The 14,035-nt window shown below is 60.4% G+C and carries 16 protein-coding genes; 9 read left to right on the top strand and 7 right to left on the bottom strand.

Features of this window, described 5'->3' with window-relative positions; all coding sequences use genetic code 11:
- Positions 1 to 124 precede the first annotated feature (124 nt).
- From Pcatena_RS03975 to Pcatena_RS03945, 7 genes are all read left to right on the top strand, one after another.
- Complete coding sequence (locus tag Pcatena_RS03975; RefSeq protein ID WP_232619904.1) at positions 125 to 823, top strand: CDP-alcohol phosphatidyltransferase family protein; 699 nt, start codon at positions 125 to 127, stop codon at positions 821 to 823.
- A 1-nt stretch (position 824) separates the two neighbouring features.
- Positions 825 to 1,991 carry a D-alanyl-D-alanine carboxypeptidase family protein gene (locus Pcatena_RS03970; RefSeq protein WP_126421827.1) on the top strand — a complete coding sequence of 389 codons (1,167 nt, stop codon included), beginning with the start codon at positions 825 to 827 and terminating at the stop codon, positions 1,989 to 1,991.
- A 17-nt stretch (positions 1,992 to 2,008) separates the two neighbouring features.
- Positions 2,009 to 2,383: a Rid family hydrolase gene (locus Pcatena_RS03965; RefSeq protein ID WP_126421825.1), complete on the top strand. Its 375-nt coding sequence runs from the start codon at positions 2,009 to 2,011 to the stop codon at positions 2,381 to 2,383.
- Positions 2,384 to 2,435: 52 nt separating this feature from the next.
- Complete coding sequence (locus Pcatena_RS03960; protein ID WP_126421823.1) at positions 2,436 to 2,855, top strand: FHA domain-containing protein; 420 nt, start codon at positions 2,436 to 2,438, stop codon at positions 2,853 to 2,855.
- Positions 2,856 to 2,860: 5 nt separating this feature from the next.
- Positions 2,861 to 3,580, top strand: coding sequence for a transcriptional regulator FtsR (gene ftsR / locus Pcatena_RS03955; RefSeq protein ID WP_126421821.1), 720 nt, complete (start codon positions 2,861 to 2,863; stop codon positions 3,578 to 3,580).
- 84 nt (positions 3,581 to 3,664) lie between these two features.
- On the top strand, positions 3,665 to 4,213 hold the full coding sequence (locus tag Pcatena_RS03950) for an adenine phosphoribosyltransferase (protein WP_126421819.1): 549 nt from the start codon (positions 3,665 to 3,667) through the stop codon (positions 4,211 to 4,213).
- A 157-nt stretch (positions 4,214 to 4,370) separates the two neighbouring features.
- Positions 4,371 to 5,918, top strand: a complete 1,548-nt coding sequence (locus Pcatena_RS03945) for a ClC family H(+)/Cl(-) exchange transporter (protein ID WP_232619902.1) — start codon at positions 4,371 to 4,373, stop codon at positions 5,916 to 5,918.
- Positions 5,919 to 6,131: 213 nt separating this feature from the next.
- Here the strand turns inward: Pcatena_RS03945 and Pcatena_RS03940 are convergent, their stop codons facing one another.
- The 3 genes from Pcatena_RS03940 to nrdR are packed head-to-tail and all read right to left on the bottom strand — an operon-like array spanning position 6,132 to position 8,021.
- Positions 6,132 to 7,094, bottom strand: coding sequence for an NAD(P)/FAD-dependent oxidoreductase (locus Pcatena_RS03940; RefSeq protein ID WP_126421815.1), 963 nt, complete (start codon positions 7,092 to 7,094; stop codon positions 6,132 to 6,134).
- 32 nt (positions 7,095 to 7,126) lie between these two features.
- Complete coding sequence (gene dut / locus Pcatena_RS03935) at positions 7,127 to 7,576, bottom strand: dUTP diphosphatase (protein ID WP_126421813.1); 450 nt, start codon at positions 7,574 to 7,576, stop codon at positions 7,127 to 7,129.
- On the bottom strand, positions 7,569 to 8,021 hold the full coding sequence (gene nrdR / locus Pcatena_RS03930) for a transcriptional regulator NrdR (RefSeq protein WP_126421811.1): 453 nt from the start codon (positions 8,019 to 8,021) through the stop codon (positions 7,569 to 7,571). The genes dut and nrdR overlap by 8 nt, the downstream gene beginning before the upstream one ends.
- A gap of 590 nt (positions 8,022 to 8,611) precedes the next feature.
- Here nrdR and lexA point away from each other — a divergent pair.
- Both lexA and Pcatena_RS03920 read left to right on the top strand, forming a co-directional pair.
- Entirely contained in the window at positions 8,612 to 9,265 is a 654-nt protein-coding gene (gene lexA, locus Pcatena_RS03925; RefSeq protein WP_126421809.1) for a transcriptional repressor LexA, read from the top strand.
- 1 nt (position 9,266) lies between these two features.
- The gene (locus Pcatena_RS03920; protein ID WP_126421806.1) at positions 9,267 to 10,049 is read left to right on the top strand and encodes a heparan-alpha-glucosaminide N-acetyltransferase; all 783 of its coding nucleotides are present in this window, start codon (positions 9,267 to 9,269) and stop codon (positions 10,047 to 10,049) included.
- A 4-nt stretch (positions 10,050 to 10,053) separates the two neighbouring features.
- Here the strand turns inward: Pcatena_RS03920 and hflX are convergent, their stop codons facing one another.
- The 4 genes from hflX to Pcatena_RS03900 are packed head-to-tail and all read right to left on the bottom strand — an operon-like array spanning position 10,054 to position 14,013.
- Positions 10,054 to 11,328 carry a GTPase HflX gene (gene hflX, locus Pcatena_RS03915; RefSeq protein ID WP_126421804.1) on the bottom strand — a complete coding sequence of 425 codons (1,275 nt, stop codon included), beginning with the start codon at positions 11,326 to 11,328 and terminating at the stop codon, positions 10,054 to 10,056.
- 37 nt (positions 11,329 to 11,365) lie between these two features.
- The gene (gene miaA, locus Pcatena_RS03910) at positions 11,366 to 12,277 is read right to left on the bottom strand and encodes a tRNA (adenosine(37)-N6)-dimethylallyltransferase MiaA (RefSeq protein WP_317431663.1); all 912 of its coding nucleotides are present in this window, start codon (positions 12,275 to 12,277) and stop codon (positions 11,366 to 11,368) included.
- 50 nt (positions 12,278 to 12,327) lie between these two features.
- On the bottom strand, positions 12,328 to 13,695 hold the full coding sequence (gene miaB / locus Pcatena_RS03905; RefSeq protein ID WP_126421800.1) for a tRNA (N6-isopentenyl adenosine(37)-C2)-methylthiotransferase MiaB: 1,368 nt from the start codon (positions 13,693 to 13,695) through the stop codon (positions 12,328 to 12,330).
- Entirely contained in the window at positions 13,696 to 14,013 is a 318-nt protein-coding gene (locus Pcatena_RS03900) for a stage V sporulation protein S (RefSeq protein ID WP_126421798.1), read from the bottom strand.
- Between the last annotated feature and the right edge of the window lie 22 nt (positions 14,014 to 14,035).

The following is a 14,035-nucleotide window of genomic DNA, read 5'->3' as shown; positions in this document are numbered from 1 at the left end:
TTTCTTACGGTTTTGTCACTCCTCTGCAGAGGGACTCACAAGTGGTGGGGGAGCGCTACCAATGGGGTATCATCCCTAAAGCGCTTTTGGCAGGAGAGGGCGTCGCATCTATCAAGGAGCAGCTTTGACGTTCAGGGATTGGCTAGAGAAGAAGGTAAGCCAGGGCTTCGAGCCCGACACGAGCGCGCCCGTGGGCAGCTCGGACAACCCTTCGAACAGGATTCTCACCGTGGCGAACGCCTTCACGGTCATGAGGATGCTGCTTACCTGCCTCTTCCTCGTGCTCTTCATCCAGGGCATCTGCCGGCCGCTCGCCATCGCCACCTACGCCGTCGCCGCATGCACGGACTGGGCGGACGGCCAGATTGCCAGGCGCACGCAGACGGTCAGCTGGTTTGGAAAGCTCCTCGATCCGATCTGCGACAGGTTTCTGCTCTTCACGGGCGTCCTTGGCCTCGTCATCGTCGGCGAGCTGCCCGTTTGGGTGGCCATCCTCGTCATCGCGAGGGACTGCTACCTCGCAGTTGGCGGCCTCATCGTGAGAAGATTCCGCGAGAGGCCGGTAGACGTGGTCTACATCGGCAAGATAACTACGGCGCTGCTCATGTTCGGGTTCTGCGACCTGCTCCTTGGGCTTCCCACCATCGAAGGACTCGGCATAATCAGGGCCGCGTGGCTTCCCGGTCTCAACTCCGTGGGTGGTCCCGTGGGCCTGCTGTTCGTCTACGCGGGATGCGTGATGTCCGTCATCACGGCTATCGTCTACACGGCGGAGGGTGCGGCCATCGTCAGAGAATCCATCAGAAGGGGACGTCGTAGCTAGCATGGGAACAAGACACTCGCGTGTGGCCGCCTGGACGCTCGTCGCTACGTTCTCCGTCATCGCCGCCCTCGTCATGGTGCCACGCCATGCCCTAGCCGCCGACTCCGAGCCCAGCCTCAGCGAGGCCCAGGCCGCCATCGTCGTGGACTCCACGGGCTCGGTGCTCTATGAGAAGAACCCGGACGAGCAGATCAACATGGCGTCGGTCACCAAGGTCATGACGGCGGTCGTGGCGCTCGAGAGTGGCACACCACTCGACAAGGTCTGCACCCTCTCGAAGCCAGAGCTTGCAGAGAACGCCATGGTGGCAGGCTACGAGGCCGGCAGCACGTCGAGCCTTGAGGACCTGCTCCACGTCATGCTCGTCTACTCCGCTAACGACGCCGCCTACGAGGTGGCCGTTGCTGTCGCTGGCTCCGAGGACGCCTTCGTCCAGATGATGAACGACAAGGCAGTCGAGCTCGGCATGAACGACACCCACTTCGAGAACCCCCACGGACTCGATGCCGACGGGCATCACTCGACCGTCCACGACCTCGCCATCCTCGCCCGCTACGCCATGACAACGCAGCCCTTCATCGCTGACACGGTCCGCATGCAGTCGACGACCGTCAACGTCAACGGCATCGAGACGACCTTTCCCACGGTCGACCACCTACTCGGCAGCTATGACGGGCTTCTGGGCATCAAGACGGGGGCAGGCAACTACGTGACGGCATTCATGGGCTGCGCCAGGCGCCATGGCACCACGCTCTACACCGTTGTCCTTGGCTGCCAGACGCGCGAGGGCCGCTTCACGGACACCGAGGCGCTGCTCGACTGGGCCTTTGGCACCTATGACTCGTACGTCCTCGCAAGTCCCGAGAAGGCCATGGGCGAGCGGCCCTTTGCCTATGACCTCGCGCTGATGTGTCCCGTTGCCACCCAGGCAACCACCAAGGGACTCGTATGGCCAGACGCCGGCCCCACGACCTATGTGAGGACCATGTCTTCAACGGCCCAGCTATGCGCACCGAGCGACGCCGCGGGCGTCTGCACATGGTCGCAGGCAGGACGCACGGTTGGGGCATGCACGTACGTCGCAACTGCTAAGCTTACCTATGCGAGGAGCGGTTTCGGTCTCGTTGACGAGCTGAGCCCCAACCTCATGGGAGCAAAGTCTGCCTAAAGGACGGTGGATAAGCAATGTATGCCATCTCGGCAAGTAGGGCGCCGCGGACCTCAGCGCCCTTTTCTGAGGGAACGAGTGCCGGCCGTTACGTGTTCGTCTCCGCACAGCCTCCCGCCGACCCCAAGACGGGCGCACTCGTCAAAGGCTCGCTCAAGGAGATGGCCTCACAATGCCTCGACAACGTCGAGGCGGTGCTCTCCGAACTCGACCTTACGCTTTCCGACGTCACGAAGGTAACAGTCCTGCTTGCCGGTACCGATGACTTCTCGGCTGTCGACGCCGCGTGCGAGGAACGTTTCCCCAGGCCCATGCCCGCCTGTTCTCGCGTGCAAGTGGTTTCCATCGCCCAGGGCGCCCCCGTCGCAATCGAGGCTATAGCCTGCCGATAGCGCCAAGAGCGCTACAATCGAAGTTCGAATAGACAACCAAGAGAGGGATTCCATGTCCGACGAGAACATCAAGAACGCAGCGGACGCCACGGCCATTTTCTGCATGCCCTCGGCGGACGCCACCGTGCCCGACCTCATGGGCTCGACGCGTCCCGGCTACCCAACCCTCTCCATCCTCAAGGGACCGCAGACGGGCGCCTCGTTCGTGCTCGACACGCCAGAGATCACGATTGGCCGCGACCCGTCGTCCTCCGTGTTTCTCAACGACATGACCGTCTCTCGTCGTCACGCGGTCCTGCACATCAACGGGAACTCTGCCCGCATCGAAGACCTCGGGTCTCTCAATGGGACTTGGGTTGACGGCGCCATCGTCAAGAGCGCACCGATCGTTGACGGCTCGACCATCCAGGTGGGGACGTTCCGCATGGTCTACCACACGACCCGTCCCCAGAGAATCCAGACGGGCGAGTAGCGCACATGGCCGACGCCGGCTATCTCACCATAGGCAAGGTTGTAAGAAGGCTCCAGGAGCAGTATCCCGACCTTTCCATCTCGAAGGTCCGCTACCTTGAGGACGAGGGGTTGCTCACGCCCTCTCGCACCCCTGGCGGATACCGTCTCTATTCCTCGCGCGACATTCAGCGTCTCGAGACGATCCTGTACCTGCAGAAGACGAAATTCCTGCCCCTGAGCGTTATCAAGGATGAGCTCGATGGCAGGACGACGCAGGAAGAGAGCACACCAGAAGAGATGTTTGGCGCGTCTCGTGAGCGCGCATCCAGGATCAGTCCTGAGCTTGCGGACGAGATGCACCCCATCGACAGGATTCCCGAGCTGTTGGGCGTAAGCTTGGCCATCGTAAGGAAGATGGCTGACTGCGGGCTCATCAGGCTTGTTCGCTCACCCGCGGGAAGGGATCTCGTGCGTGGCCAGGACCTCGAGCTCATCGTCACGTGTGCCGAGCTCACGCACTTTGGCATCGAGCCCAAGAACCTGCGCCAGTATGTTGCGGCAGCCAATCGCGAGACGCCCATGTTCGAGCAGGCGCTCGCGTCGATCTCCCGGCACCAGGGCGAGAGCGAGGGCGAGCGGGCGCTCAGGAGGGAGATGACGCTTGACAGGATGCTCGAGCTCACCGGATCCGTCAGGCGGTCCCTCATCAGAAGAGAGCTACTCGGAGACGAGCGCTCACACTAGCGTTTCATTCCCCTCCTAACGGGGAACAAGGATTGGTAAGGCCGCAATTTGTCGCGGCGCCAAACTCAAATCAGGGGGCACCATATGGACGTCGCCAACGAGACACCATTCCCTTATGAGAACCTCGTCGTAGACATCCCGGACTATCCCGAACCCGGAGTCGTCTTCAAGGACATCACGCCACTCATTGCCGACGAGAGGGGCTTCTCCGCATGCGTCGATGCCATGACGCAGCACTTTCTTGGCAAGGGTGTCACGAAGGTCGTGGGATCGGAGGCGCGAGGGTTCCTCATCGGCACGCCTGTGGCCTATCGCCTGGGAGCGGGCTTCGTTCCGGCCCGCAAGCCCGGAAAGCTGCCGCGAGAAGTCTACACGCAGAGCTATGCCCTCGAGTATGGCACCGACGAGCTGCAGATTCACAAGGACGCGCTCTCGCCTGACGACCGCGTGATCATCGTCGACGACCTCGTTGCCACGGCCGGCACGGCCCTTGCCACGGCAAAGCTCGTCGAGCAGTCGGGGGCGAAGATCCTCGGCTTCTCCTTCATCCTCGAGCTCGCCTTCCTCAATCCGCGCGAGGCCATCGGCAAGGAGTACTCGCAGGAGGTCTACTCCCTGATAAAGGTGGACTAGACCAGACCCTCATCCTTATCCGCAGAGGCGTAGAATCACAGCCGGTCGTGGCCACGAGCCGCGACCGGTTCTTCCTTGCACGACAGCATCACAAGAGGGGACAGACGTGCAGCAACGCAGCAACCCAATACGAAGACGTCTCTCGAGAAGGTTCCAGGTGAGCCTCGTGTGGGAAGGAGCGCTCGTCGGTCTGTTTGCCGGGGCGCTCGTAACGCTCTACAGGCTTGCGCTCACGTGGGGCGAGCACACGCTGAGGCAGATCATCGCGAGCTTCTCTGCCTCTATCGCAAACGTGGCGCTCTGGGGCGCGGCACTCCTCATCATGGCCGTTGTCGTGGCCGCACTCGTACGCTGGGAGCCAGCGACGTCCGGCTCGGGAATACCGCAGGTAGACGCAGAGGTCATGGGTGCCATGGAGGCTCCCTGGCACCGCGTGACCGCCGCAAAGTTCGTAGAGGGAACGCTCGGCGCGCTTGGCGGTCTTTCCCTTGGCAGGGAGGGACCATCGGTCCAGCTTGGCGGCATGGCCGGCAAGGGCGTCTCGCGCATGCTCGGCCGTGGAAGGGGAGAGGAGCGCCTTCTCGTCACCTGCGGTGCCGGTGCGGGCATGGCGGCAGCCTTTCATGCGCCCCTCACGGGCGTGATGTTCGCGCTTGAGGAGATCCACAAGACGTTCAACGCGCCCCTCATCATCTCCGTCATGATGAGCGCCGTCATGAGCGACTACGTGACGAGCCAAGTCCTCGGACTCAAGCCGGTCATTAGCTTCACGCTCTCTGAGGTCATCCCTCACGAAGCCTATGGGCTTCTCCTCGTCTTCGGGCTTGTCATGGGCGCAATCGGCGCCCTGCACAACATCGGCATGTTCGAGCTGCAGAATCTCCTTTCCAAGATCAGGTATCGCTCGCCCTACCTTCGCTACGTGATCCCGTTCGCCCTGGCGGGATTGGTGGCACTCGCGGCGCCCGATCTCATGTGCGGCGGGGACGCGATTCTCGAAATGCTCATGCGTCCGCAGGGCATTGGACTGGTTGCACTCACCACGATCCTTCTTGGAAAGTATCTCTTCACTGGCGTCTGCTTTGGAGCTGGGACGCCGGGAGGAACGCTCTTTCCACTCGTGATAATGGGCGCGCTCGCGGGAGCGATATTTGGAACTGCCGCAACTCGCGTGCTTGGGATGAGCTCGGACTTCATCATGAACTTCATGGTGCTGGGCATCGCAGGCATGTTCGCCGGCGCCATCAGGGCCCCCGTGACCGCCGTAGTGCTCGCATTCGAGCTCACGGGGAGCCTCGAGCAGCTGCTGTCGCTTGCGATCGTGAGCATCATCGCCTATGTCACGGCAAACCTCATGCGGGTTGACGCCTACTATGAGCATCTGCTTGCGCGGCAGCTTGGTACCTCCGCGGACGAGGCGCACGAGCACTGGGGCAGCCACGGCCGTCAGCTCCAGTCGTATGTCATAGAGGCCGGATGCAGCGCAGCAGACAAGCTCATCTCTCAGATTGAGTGGCCCGAGAGAACGCTAGTGGTGTCCGTGCGGCGTTGCGGCAGGGAGCTCGTTCCAAACGGTGACACCAAGCTGCTCGAAGGCGATCGAATCCTCGTCCTTCTCGATGAGCAGGAAGACGGAGACAACGAGCGCGTCGTTCGCAGAATCTGCCATGGGACGTTCGCTCCACCCGAGAAACTTGAGAAATAAGTTTGCGATAAGAAGAAGCTGCTCACGATTCGAGATGGGCTTAGAAAGTGGGGCGCCTTTGGTTTTTGGAGGCGCCCCACTTCAATTACTTCTCTACTTTACATAAGATATATTATCGCGTTTATTTCGCGAGCGAAGTCTAATCACCTGATCTAGAGGAATACAACCCAGCGAGACAGCTTGCCGGCGCGTCGGGGTAACTGCGAAATTAGGTCATAACCGCGAAAGATATGTGGCGGCACTGACGGCTGCAACAGCGCCGTCAGATGCTGCGGTCACAACCTGCCTCAGCGGCTTTGTTCTCACGTCACCAGCGCAGAAGAGACCAGGGGTGCGCGTCTCCATGGAATCGTTTGTGAGGACGTAGCCGTCCGCATCCAGGTCTACAAGATCGCTTACAAGCTCGGATCTCGGCTCGCGGCCAACGGCAACAAAGACGCCAAAGGACCCAGGCGCAAACGAAAGCTCCTCGATGTGTGGAGTGGCTCCTGCCTCGCCAACAGACAGCACGATGGTGTCAGGGAGTGACGTCACCGCCCCCTCACGTCCGCGAAGCTCAACAATTGAAGTTAGGTACCTAACTTCAATCTTCGGATTCTCAAGAACGGAGTTGGCAAGCGAGCTCATCGCCCTCAGGTGGTCCTTTCGCACGAGAAGCGTTACCTTCTCGGCAAGCCTTGCGAGGTAGGTTGCCTCCTCACAGGCAGTGTTGCCCCCACCAACGACAAAGACCTGCTTGCCGCGATAGAACATGCCGTCACATGTGGCGCAATATGAGACTCCCCTGCCAAGATAAGCATTCTCACCGACAAAGCCTACCTTCCTCGGTGAGGCGCCGGCCGCATACACTACAGCGCTGGCCTCATAGCTCTCCTCGCCCTGAAGACGAAACGTTGCGGTGCCAGCATCAAGCTCAATGCTCTTAATGGCGTCGTAGGAGAACTCGGCCCCAAGCCGCTCGGCGTGGGCACGCATACGCTCGCCAAGCTCCACGCCACCAACGTTATCCAGACCAGGATAATTGTCCAACTCGTCCGTGGTCGAAATTTGCCCACCAAACGAGCCGGACTCGATGACGACTGGAGTGAGGCCCGCACGGGTGGCGTAGATGGCGGCAGACAGGCCGGCGGGGCCTCCGCCTATGACCACAAGTTCATGCGTCCGAAGCAGTGACATGACGGCCTCCGTTGCTTATCGAGTATTACATGCTAGTTGATGCCGCTCGATCCAAATCCGCCGCAGCCTCGGTCGGTCTCGTCCAGCTCATCGACCTCATGCAGACAGACCTTCGGGACCTCCTGGATGACGAGCTGGGCGATTCTCTCGCCCCTCTCGACACGGATCGGGTTCTCGGGATCGAGGTTGATTGCGCAGACCTTGAGCTCACCACGGTAGTGGGCATCGATCAGTCCTGGAGTGTTGACCATCGAGAGACCCTCGCGAAGGGCCAGACCACTCCTCGGCTGAACGAAGCCCGCATAACCCTCGGGAATCGCGATCGCAAGGCCCGTGGAGATGAGGCGGCGCTCAAAAGGAGCCAGAACGATGTCCTCGTTGGAGCGCAAGTCGAGGCCCGCGTCTCCCTCATAGGCATAGGCCGGAAGCTCCACCTCGGGGTCGAGGCGCTTGATGGGAAGAGAGATTAATTCGCTACTCACCAGAGAGCCTCCTCAGCTCCGCGGAAAACTCCTCGATATCCTTGAAGTCACGGTAGACCGAGGCGAAGCGCACGTAGGCAACCTTGTCAATGTCAGCAAGGCGATGCAGGACCATCTCGCCAAGGGCGCTCGAATCCACCTCAGTTGTGCCATGGTCCCTCAGCTCGCTCTCGATGTCGCCGATGAGCTTGTCGAGAACGTCAATGGGGATGTCGCGCTTGACGGTTGCGCGAACGAGACCGCGCATGAGCTTCTCACGATCGAAGGGCTCCTTGGACCCGTCATGCTTGCGGACGACAAGCGGAAGCTCCTCGCGGCGCTCGTACGTGGTGAACCTAAAGCCGCAGGAGACGCATTCACGGCGGCGCCTGATTGAGTCATTGTTCTCGGCGGGCCTGGAGTCAACGACCTTGGACTCCTCGCAGCCGCATTTGGGACAGCGCATGGCTTCCTCCACATCGCAGAAACACTAGCGATACATACCATACGCTGCGACTATGGATTAGTCTAGGACGCTGCGAAAACGCCCGAATTAACCCATCACAGGAAAGCCAGTCCAAGGACCACGATGGCCACGACGAGGAAAAAGCCGAGCTCGCCAACGAGCTGCTGTCGATCGTCGATAACGGGGGCCACGCACGTAGAGGTGTTCACGCGTCTGTTCCAGTTGACCGCCTTGGAGATGATGCTCGGGCCACGCCCCTCAGATTCACGAGAAAAGCTGTCGCCATGAGCAGGCCTGGAACCGTCTATGACACGAAAGCCAGATTCCGCCGGCTCAGGCTGAAGTGCGGACGTTCCAGCGATGCCAAAATTCAGTTCACGATTCCTCATCTGCTCAACCTCTCTCTCGCAATACCAGCAGCTACATTTATACGAACTATTTAGGACAATAATTTCTGTAGTCCAATGCCCAAACAATTGTTCTATACCTAGTATCTACGTACAGCTGTTCGTGTCAAGCAGAAATAGAACAAATGTTTGAATCTTGAGTCGAACGCGTGTATGATTGCTTCAAGTCGAAGAGGAGGAATCATGTCTGAGGTAAAGATATCCGCACGCCAGCAGCAGGCCTATGACTTCATATGCAGCTTCACGGCAACGCACGGCTACCCGCCCTCAGTACGAGAGATCGGGGCCGCAATCGGGCTCTCGTCCCCCTCGACAGTGCATTCGCACCTTCACCGTCTCGAGAAGGCCGGATACATACGCCGCGACCCCAACAAGCCACGCACGATCGAGATAACCGGTCCGGGAAGCGAAAGATTCCAGCAGCCCACGAACCTTGCAAGCGTTTCCCAAGACGTTGATGGCGGAACCGTCACCCTGCCAGTCGTGGGAAGGGTAGCAGCCGGAACGCCCATCTTGGCCGAGCAAAACGTCGAGGAGGTCATGACGCTCCCCACGTCTCTCATCGGCGACTCAAGCTCGTTCATCCTCCGCGTCCGCGGCGAATCGATGATCAACGCAGGCATCTTCGACGGTGACTACATCGTCGTCAAAGAGCAGCATGATGCTCACAACGGAGAGATCGTCGTTGCGCTCATCGATGACTCCGCCACGGTCAAGACCTTCTATCGCGAGAAGAATCGAATTCGCCTTCAGCCGGAGAACGACACGATGGAACCCATCTACGCAGACAACCCAACGATTCTTGGCAGGGTGACCGGACTTCTCAGGTCTCTTTAGCATGAATGCGGAACACAGCGCAAAGCCAAACAACAGAATCCATGGCTACGACGTTATCCGGGGGTTCTCGGTCATATCAATGATCGGCTTCCACCTTTGCTATGACCTCGTGTATCTCTATGGGGTTAACCTGAGTTGGTTTCGCCCTCCCCTGCAGGATGTCTGGCGCGCCTCGATATCCTGGACGTTCATCCTGGTTGCCGGAATCATGGCAACCTACTCGAGAAGCAACTTCAAGAGAGGGTGCAGGTATCTCGTTGTTGCTGCAGTAATCTTTCTGGTCACAACGGTAGTCGCCGTGGACACTCCCATCAGCTTTGGCATCATCTACTGCATGGGCGCCAGCACGCTCGTCGCAGAAGCCATACGGTGCCTCATGCCAAAAGAGCTGTCCGACAGGAAGTCCATGGCTCTCTTTGCCGCGTTGCTAGGCGCGTTTCTGCTTTGCCTCGATATCCCGAGTGGGACGTTCGGGCTCAAGGCATTAGGAGGTCCCTACCTCAGAATGCCCTCCGCGCCCTACGAGAGCGGGCTGTTGAGTTGGCTCGGCTTCCCAGGGCCCACCTTCGCGTCGGGAGACTACTACACGCCACTGCCCTTTACGCTGCTCTATCTTGCGGGAACCATGCTGGCAAAGCCCGTCAGGGAAAGCACGAAGGTAAGCCACGCGCTTGCGAACCTCAGGTGCAGGCCCCTCGAGTTCGTTGGAAGGCACGCACTTGAGTTCTACGTGCTACACCAGCCATTGGTGCTCGCGGCCCTCATGGCCGTCTTTGGGAGATAGCGAGCTAATCGTCTATCTCATAGGGACGCAGGGTTGCAGCCATGCGCTCGCCGGCCTTCAGGGTCACGAAAAGCCCATTATCCTGATACTGCTCTCTGATAACCTGGCAGCGCTCGTGAACCATCTTGACGAGCATTCCCTTCTCATAGGGAACCAGTGCAGTGAGCGTCACGTCGCCAGCGCTCGCCTCCGAGGCAATCCTGTGCATCAAACCAGCAAGTCCGGTTCCCTGCTCCGCGGAGACAAACTCGGCGTCAGAATTGTGGGCCCTCAGCTCGCCGAGGGCTTCATCGTCAAGAAGATCGCACTTGTTGAAGACGAGGACGCGGCGGATATCACCGGCGTCGATCTGCCCAAGAATGTCGTTGACGGCCCTGACCTTCTTCTCCCAGTTGCCGTCATGGGCATCCACGACCTCTAGCACAAGGTCGGCGGCCCGAACCTCGGCAAGCGTGGACTTGAAGCTCTCAACGAGCGTTGTCGGGAGCTTCTGAATGAACCCGACCGTGTCGGTGAGGGTAATCTTTCTCCCCTCGGCAAGGTCGATGGACCTCGTCGTAGGATCAAGCGTGGCAAAGAGCTCGTCCTTGGCATAGACCTTTGAATCCGTAAGCGCATTGAGCAGGGTGGATTTTCCGGCGTTTGTGTAACCGGCAAGAGCCACGCGATAGATACCGGAGTCCCAACGCGCCTTGCTCTGGGTGTTGCGTCTGGTCTCGAGACGAGCGAGCTCACGGCGAAGCGCTGCTATCCGGTCCCGGACGAGCCTTCGGTCGACCTCAAGCTGGCTCTCGCCCTGGCCGAATCGACTACCGATGCCACCGCGGGTCTGCTCACCCATGAGGTGGCTCCACATGCCGCGAAGACGCGGCAGCACATACTGAAGCTGGGCGAGCTGAACCTGAAGCGAGCCCTCGCGCGTCGTGGCATGGCGACCAAAGATGTCAAGGATAAGCGCAGTCCTATCAATCACCTTGACGGGGTCACCGAAGATGCGCTCAAGGTTGGCCTGCTGGGACGGAGACAGCTGATCGTCAAAGGCAACGACGTCGATATCCATTCGCCTGACGAGCTCGGCGAGCTCCTTGGCCTTGCCGGAGCCCACGAAGGTCTTGGGGATGGGGGAATCGAGCCTTTGAGTCTCACGGGCAACGACGATGCCGCCAGCCGTCTCGACGAGCTTCTCGAGCTCGTCAAGAGACTCCACCATGGGCCAATCGGCCCTTCCCGTGTCCACACCAACGACAAGCGTCCGCTCCGGAACGGGCGCCGTTGACATCTGCTTGAATCGACCCGTAACCCTCTCCCCCTTGGTGTCAGGAGCTGCGCAAGGCAGCGCTATAGGACTTCACGACCAAATCCGCGGCGCCAGATGTGTCAAGCACATCCATGTCAAGCCACCGAACGCGCCCGTCCCTTCTCAGCCAGGACAGCTGCCGCTTCGCATACCTGCGAGAGCGTCGCTTGATGAGCTCAACGCACTCGTCGAGAGAACAGCTCCCGCCAAGATATGCAAGAACCTCCTTGTAGCCGATGGCCTGACGCGCCGTGAGGTCTTCGCCCAATCCGGCGGAAACGAGGCCCTCGACCTCGTCGACGAGTCCCGCAACCATCATGGCATCAACGCGCTCGTCGATACGGCGATAGAGACGCTGCCTGTCCATCGTTATGCCCCACATCTCAACGGAATAGTAGGGTCTACGCGCCTTGAGTCCAGAAAGCTGCTCAGCATAGCTCGTGCCCTCGTCATGCATCTCAAGAGCCCTGACCACGCGTCGCGCGTTGTTGGGGTGGATGGCTGCCGCGCTTTCGTGGTCACGCGAGTCGAGAAGCTCCCAAAGGGCCTGCGTACCATGCTTGGCGAGATAGCCCTCGTACTTCGAGCGAACCTCGCCGTGGGTCTCGCCCGTGGGAAACTCCATCACGTCAATGACGCCGTCAAGGTACAGCCCCGTTCCCCCGCACAATATCGCCGCCTTACCGGCGCACCTGCGCTCGTTCACAAGCATGCGTGCGTCGCGCTGGAACATCGCGACCGAATAATCCTTGGAGATGTCAGAGACATCGACCATCTGCAGGGGAACGCGACGCTCCCCCATCGGCGTCTTGGCCGTGCCTATGTCCATCCCGCGATAGACCTGCATCGAGTCGACGGAGATGACGTCCGTCCCAAGCTGCATGGCCACTTCGTCTGCCAGCGCGCTCTTGCCCGAGGCAGTGGGACCCACGATGCATATAACGGGTGCGCCCGGGCATACCGGGGCCTGGGAGCCCTCGCTCACCTCGGGTCGCCAACCATCGGGCCACGCAGATACCAGGTACGGGCCTCCTCGACGCGAACGTCAACGAGTTTGCCAACAAGGTCTTGGGCCTTGTAACCCTCCGGAATCTCAAAGTGCACCGTCTTGTTCTTGGGGCTGTGCCCCACGAGAATGTCGGCATCCCTCTTGGACGGTCCCTCGACAAGCGCCTCGACCGTATGGCCGAGCTCAACCTGGTTGGCCTCGTGGGCGAGGTCAGCAACGAGAGCCGCAAGTCTGTCGAAGCGCTCCTGGATGACCTCGCGCGGAGTGGGGTCGTCAATCTTGGCAGCGGGCGTTCCGGGACGCTTGGAGTAGATGAACGTGAACGCAGAGGAGAACCCGACCTCTCGCACAAGGCTCAGCGTCTGCTCGAAGTCCTCCTCGGTCTCGCCGGGGAAGCCCACGATGATGTCGGTGGACAGAGCGATGCCAGGATTGGCCTGCTTGATGCGATCGGCCAAGGCAAGGTAGTCCTCACGCGTGTAGTGCCGGTTCATCGCCTTGAGGACGCGGGTTGAGCCGCTCTGGACGGCAAGGTGAAGCTGGGGCATGACGGCAGGCGTCTCGGCCATGGCGGCAATCGTCTCGTCAGAGAGGTCCTTGGGGTGGGAGCTCGTGAAGCGGATGCGTTCGATGCCCGTCTCACCCACGGCACGCAGCAGCTCGGCAAAGCGGGGCGAGCCATAGCGCTGGCGGCCGAAGGAGTTGACGTTCTGGCCCAGAAGGCAGACCTCGCGGACACCGTCCTCATGGAGCGTACGCACCTCGTCGACGATGCTCTCGAACGCTCGGTCGCGCTCGCGGCCGCGCACGTAGGGAACGATGCAATAGCTGCAGAAGTTGTTGCAGCCCGTCATGATGGGCACCCACGCATGCCAGACGTCCTCGCGCCTGCTAGGCAGGTCGGAGGAGAAGCCCGGGTCATCCTCGCTCGTGTCCGCAAAGACATTCTTCTTGGAGCCGTTGAGGGCGTCCACGATGAGGTCGGGAAGGCTCGCGATCGCACGGGTGCCAAAGACGACGTCGACGTTGCGCATGTGCTCGCGAATGCCGGAGCCGTCACGCTGGGCGATGCAGCCGCCGATGCACACGACCCTGCGGCCGTGCGGGGGCTCGGGGGCACTCACCATGGCTGAGACCTGACCGTAGAGGTGCGTGTCGGCCTTCTCGCGGACGCAGCACGTCATGAAGACGACGATATCGGCCTCATCAGGAGTGGCGACCTCAAGGCAGCCGCACGACCCGAGAAGACCCGACACGCGCTCCGAGTCATGAAGGTTCATCTGACAGCCAAACGTCTTCACGTGATACGTGAGACCAGCAAGAGACGAGACATTGCTCACTTAAATTGCCACCTTTCCGGCACCCTGCTCGATGGTCGTAGCGTCCGACGGCGCAAGCCTGTGGACATACACCGCAATGCGAATGGCCGTGCGGCTCTGGCCGTCGATATCGATATCCGAGAACGTGGGGGCACACGAGATGTCGACTCCCGTGGGAATGAGGAAGCCACGAGCGATGGCCACGGCCTTGATCGCTTGGTTCACAGCCCCAGCCCCCACCGACTGGATGTTGACGGGAACCCCGTCCTTCACCATGCCGGCAATCGCACCGGCGACAGAAGCAGGCGAGGACTTGCTCGAGACCTTCAGGTAGTCCATGTATGTTGCTCCTAGCTGCGTT

The organism is Parolsenella catena, assembly GCF_003966955.1.
GTDB lineage: Bacteria > Actinomycetota > Coriobacteriia > Coriobacteriales > Atopobiaceae > Parolsenella > Parolsenella catena.
Note: the sequence above shows the minus strand (reverse complement) of the source record. Positions and strands in the feature narration are given on the sequence as shown.

Bases quoted from the DNA above. Each gene is read 5' to 3' on its own strand.
- Pcatena_RS03900 (WP_126421798.1), bottom strand. From the start codon at position 14,013: ATGGACTACCTGAAGGTCTCGAGCAAGTCCTCGCCTGCTTCTGTCGCC.
- Pcatena_RS03970 (WP_126421827.1), top strand. From the start codon at position 825: ATGGGAACAAGACACTCGCGTGTGGCCGCCTGGACGCTCGTCGCTACG.
- ftsR (WP_126421821.1), top strand. From the start codon at position 2,861: ATGGCCGACGCCGGCTATCTCACCATAGGCAAGGTTGTAAGAAGGCTC.
- Pcatena_RS03965 (WP_126421825.1), top strand. From the start codon at position 2,009: ATGTATGCCATCTCGGCAAGTAGGGCGCCGCGGACCTCAGCGCCCTTT.
- Pcatena_RS03960 (WP_126421823.1), top strand. From the start codon at position 2,436: ATGTCCGACGAGAACATCAAGAACGCAGCGGACGCCACGGCCATTTTC.
- nrdR (WP_126421811.1), bottom strand. From the start codon at position 8,021: ATGCGCTGTCCCAAATGCGGCTGCGAGGAGTCCAAGGTCGTTGACTCC.
- hflX (WP_126421804.1), bottom strand. From the start codon at position 11,328: ATGTCAACGGCGCCCGTTCCGGAGCGGACGCTTGTCGTTGGTGTGGAC.
- lexA (WP_126421809.1), top strand. From the start codon at position 8,612: ATGTCTGAGGTAAAGATATCCGCACGCCAGCAGCAGGCCTATGACTTC.
- Pcatena_RS03940 (WP_126421815.1), bottom strand. From the start codon at position 7,094: ATGTCACTGCTTCGGACGCATGAACTTGTGGTCATAGGCGGAGGCCCC.
- Pcatena_RS03950 (WP_126421819.1), top strand. From the start codon at position 3,665: ATGGACGTCGCCAACGAGACACCATTCCCTTATGAGAACCTCGTCGTA.
- Pcatena_RS03920 (WP_126421806.1), top strand. From the start codon at position 9,267: ATGAATGCGGAACACAGCGCAAAGCCAAACAACAGAATCCATGGCTAC.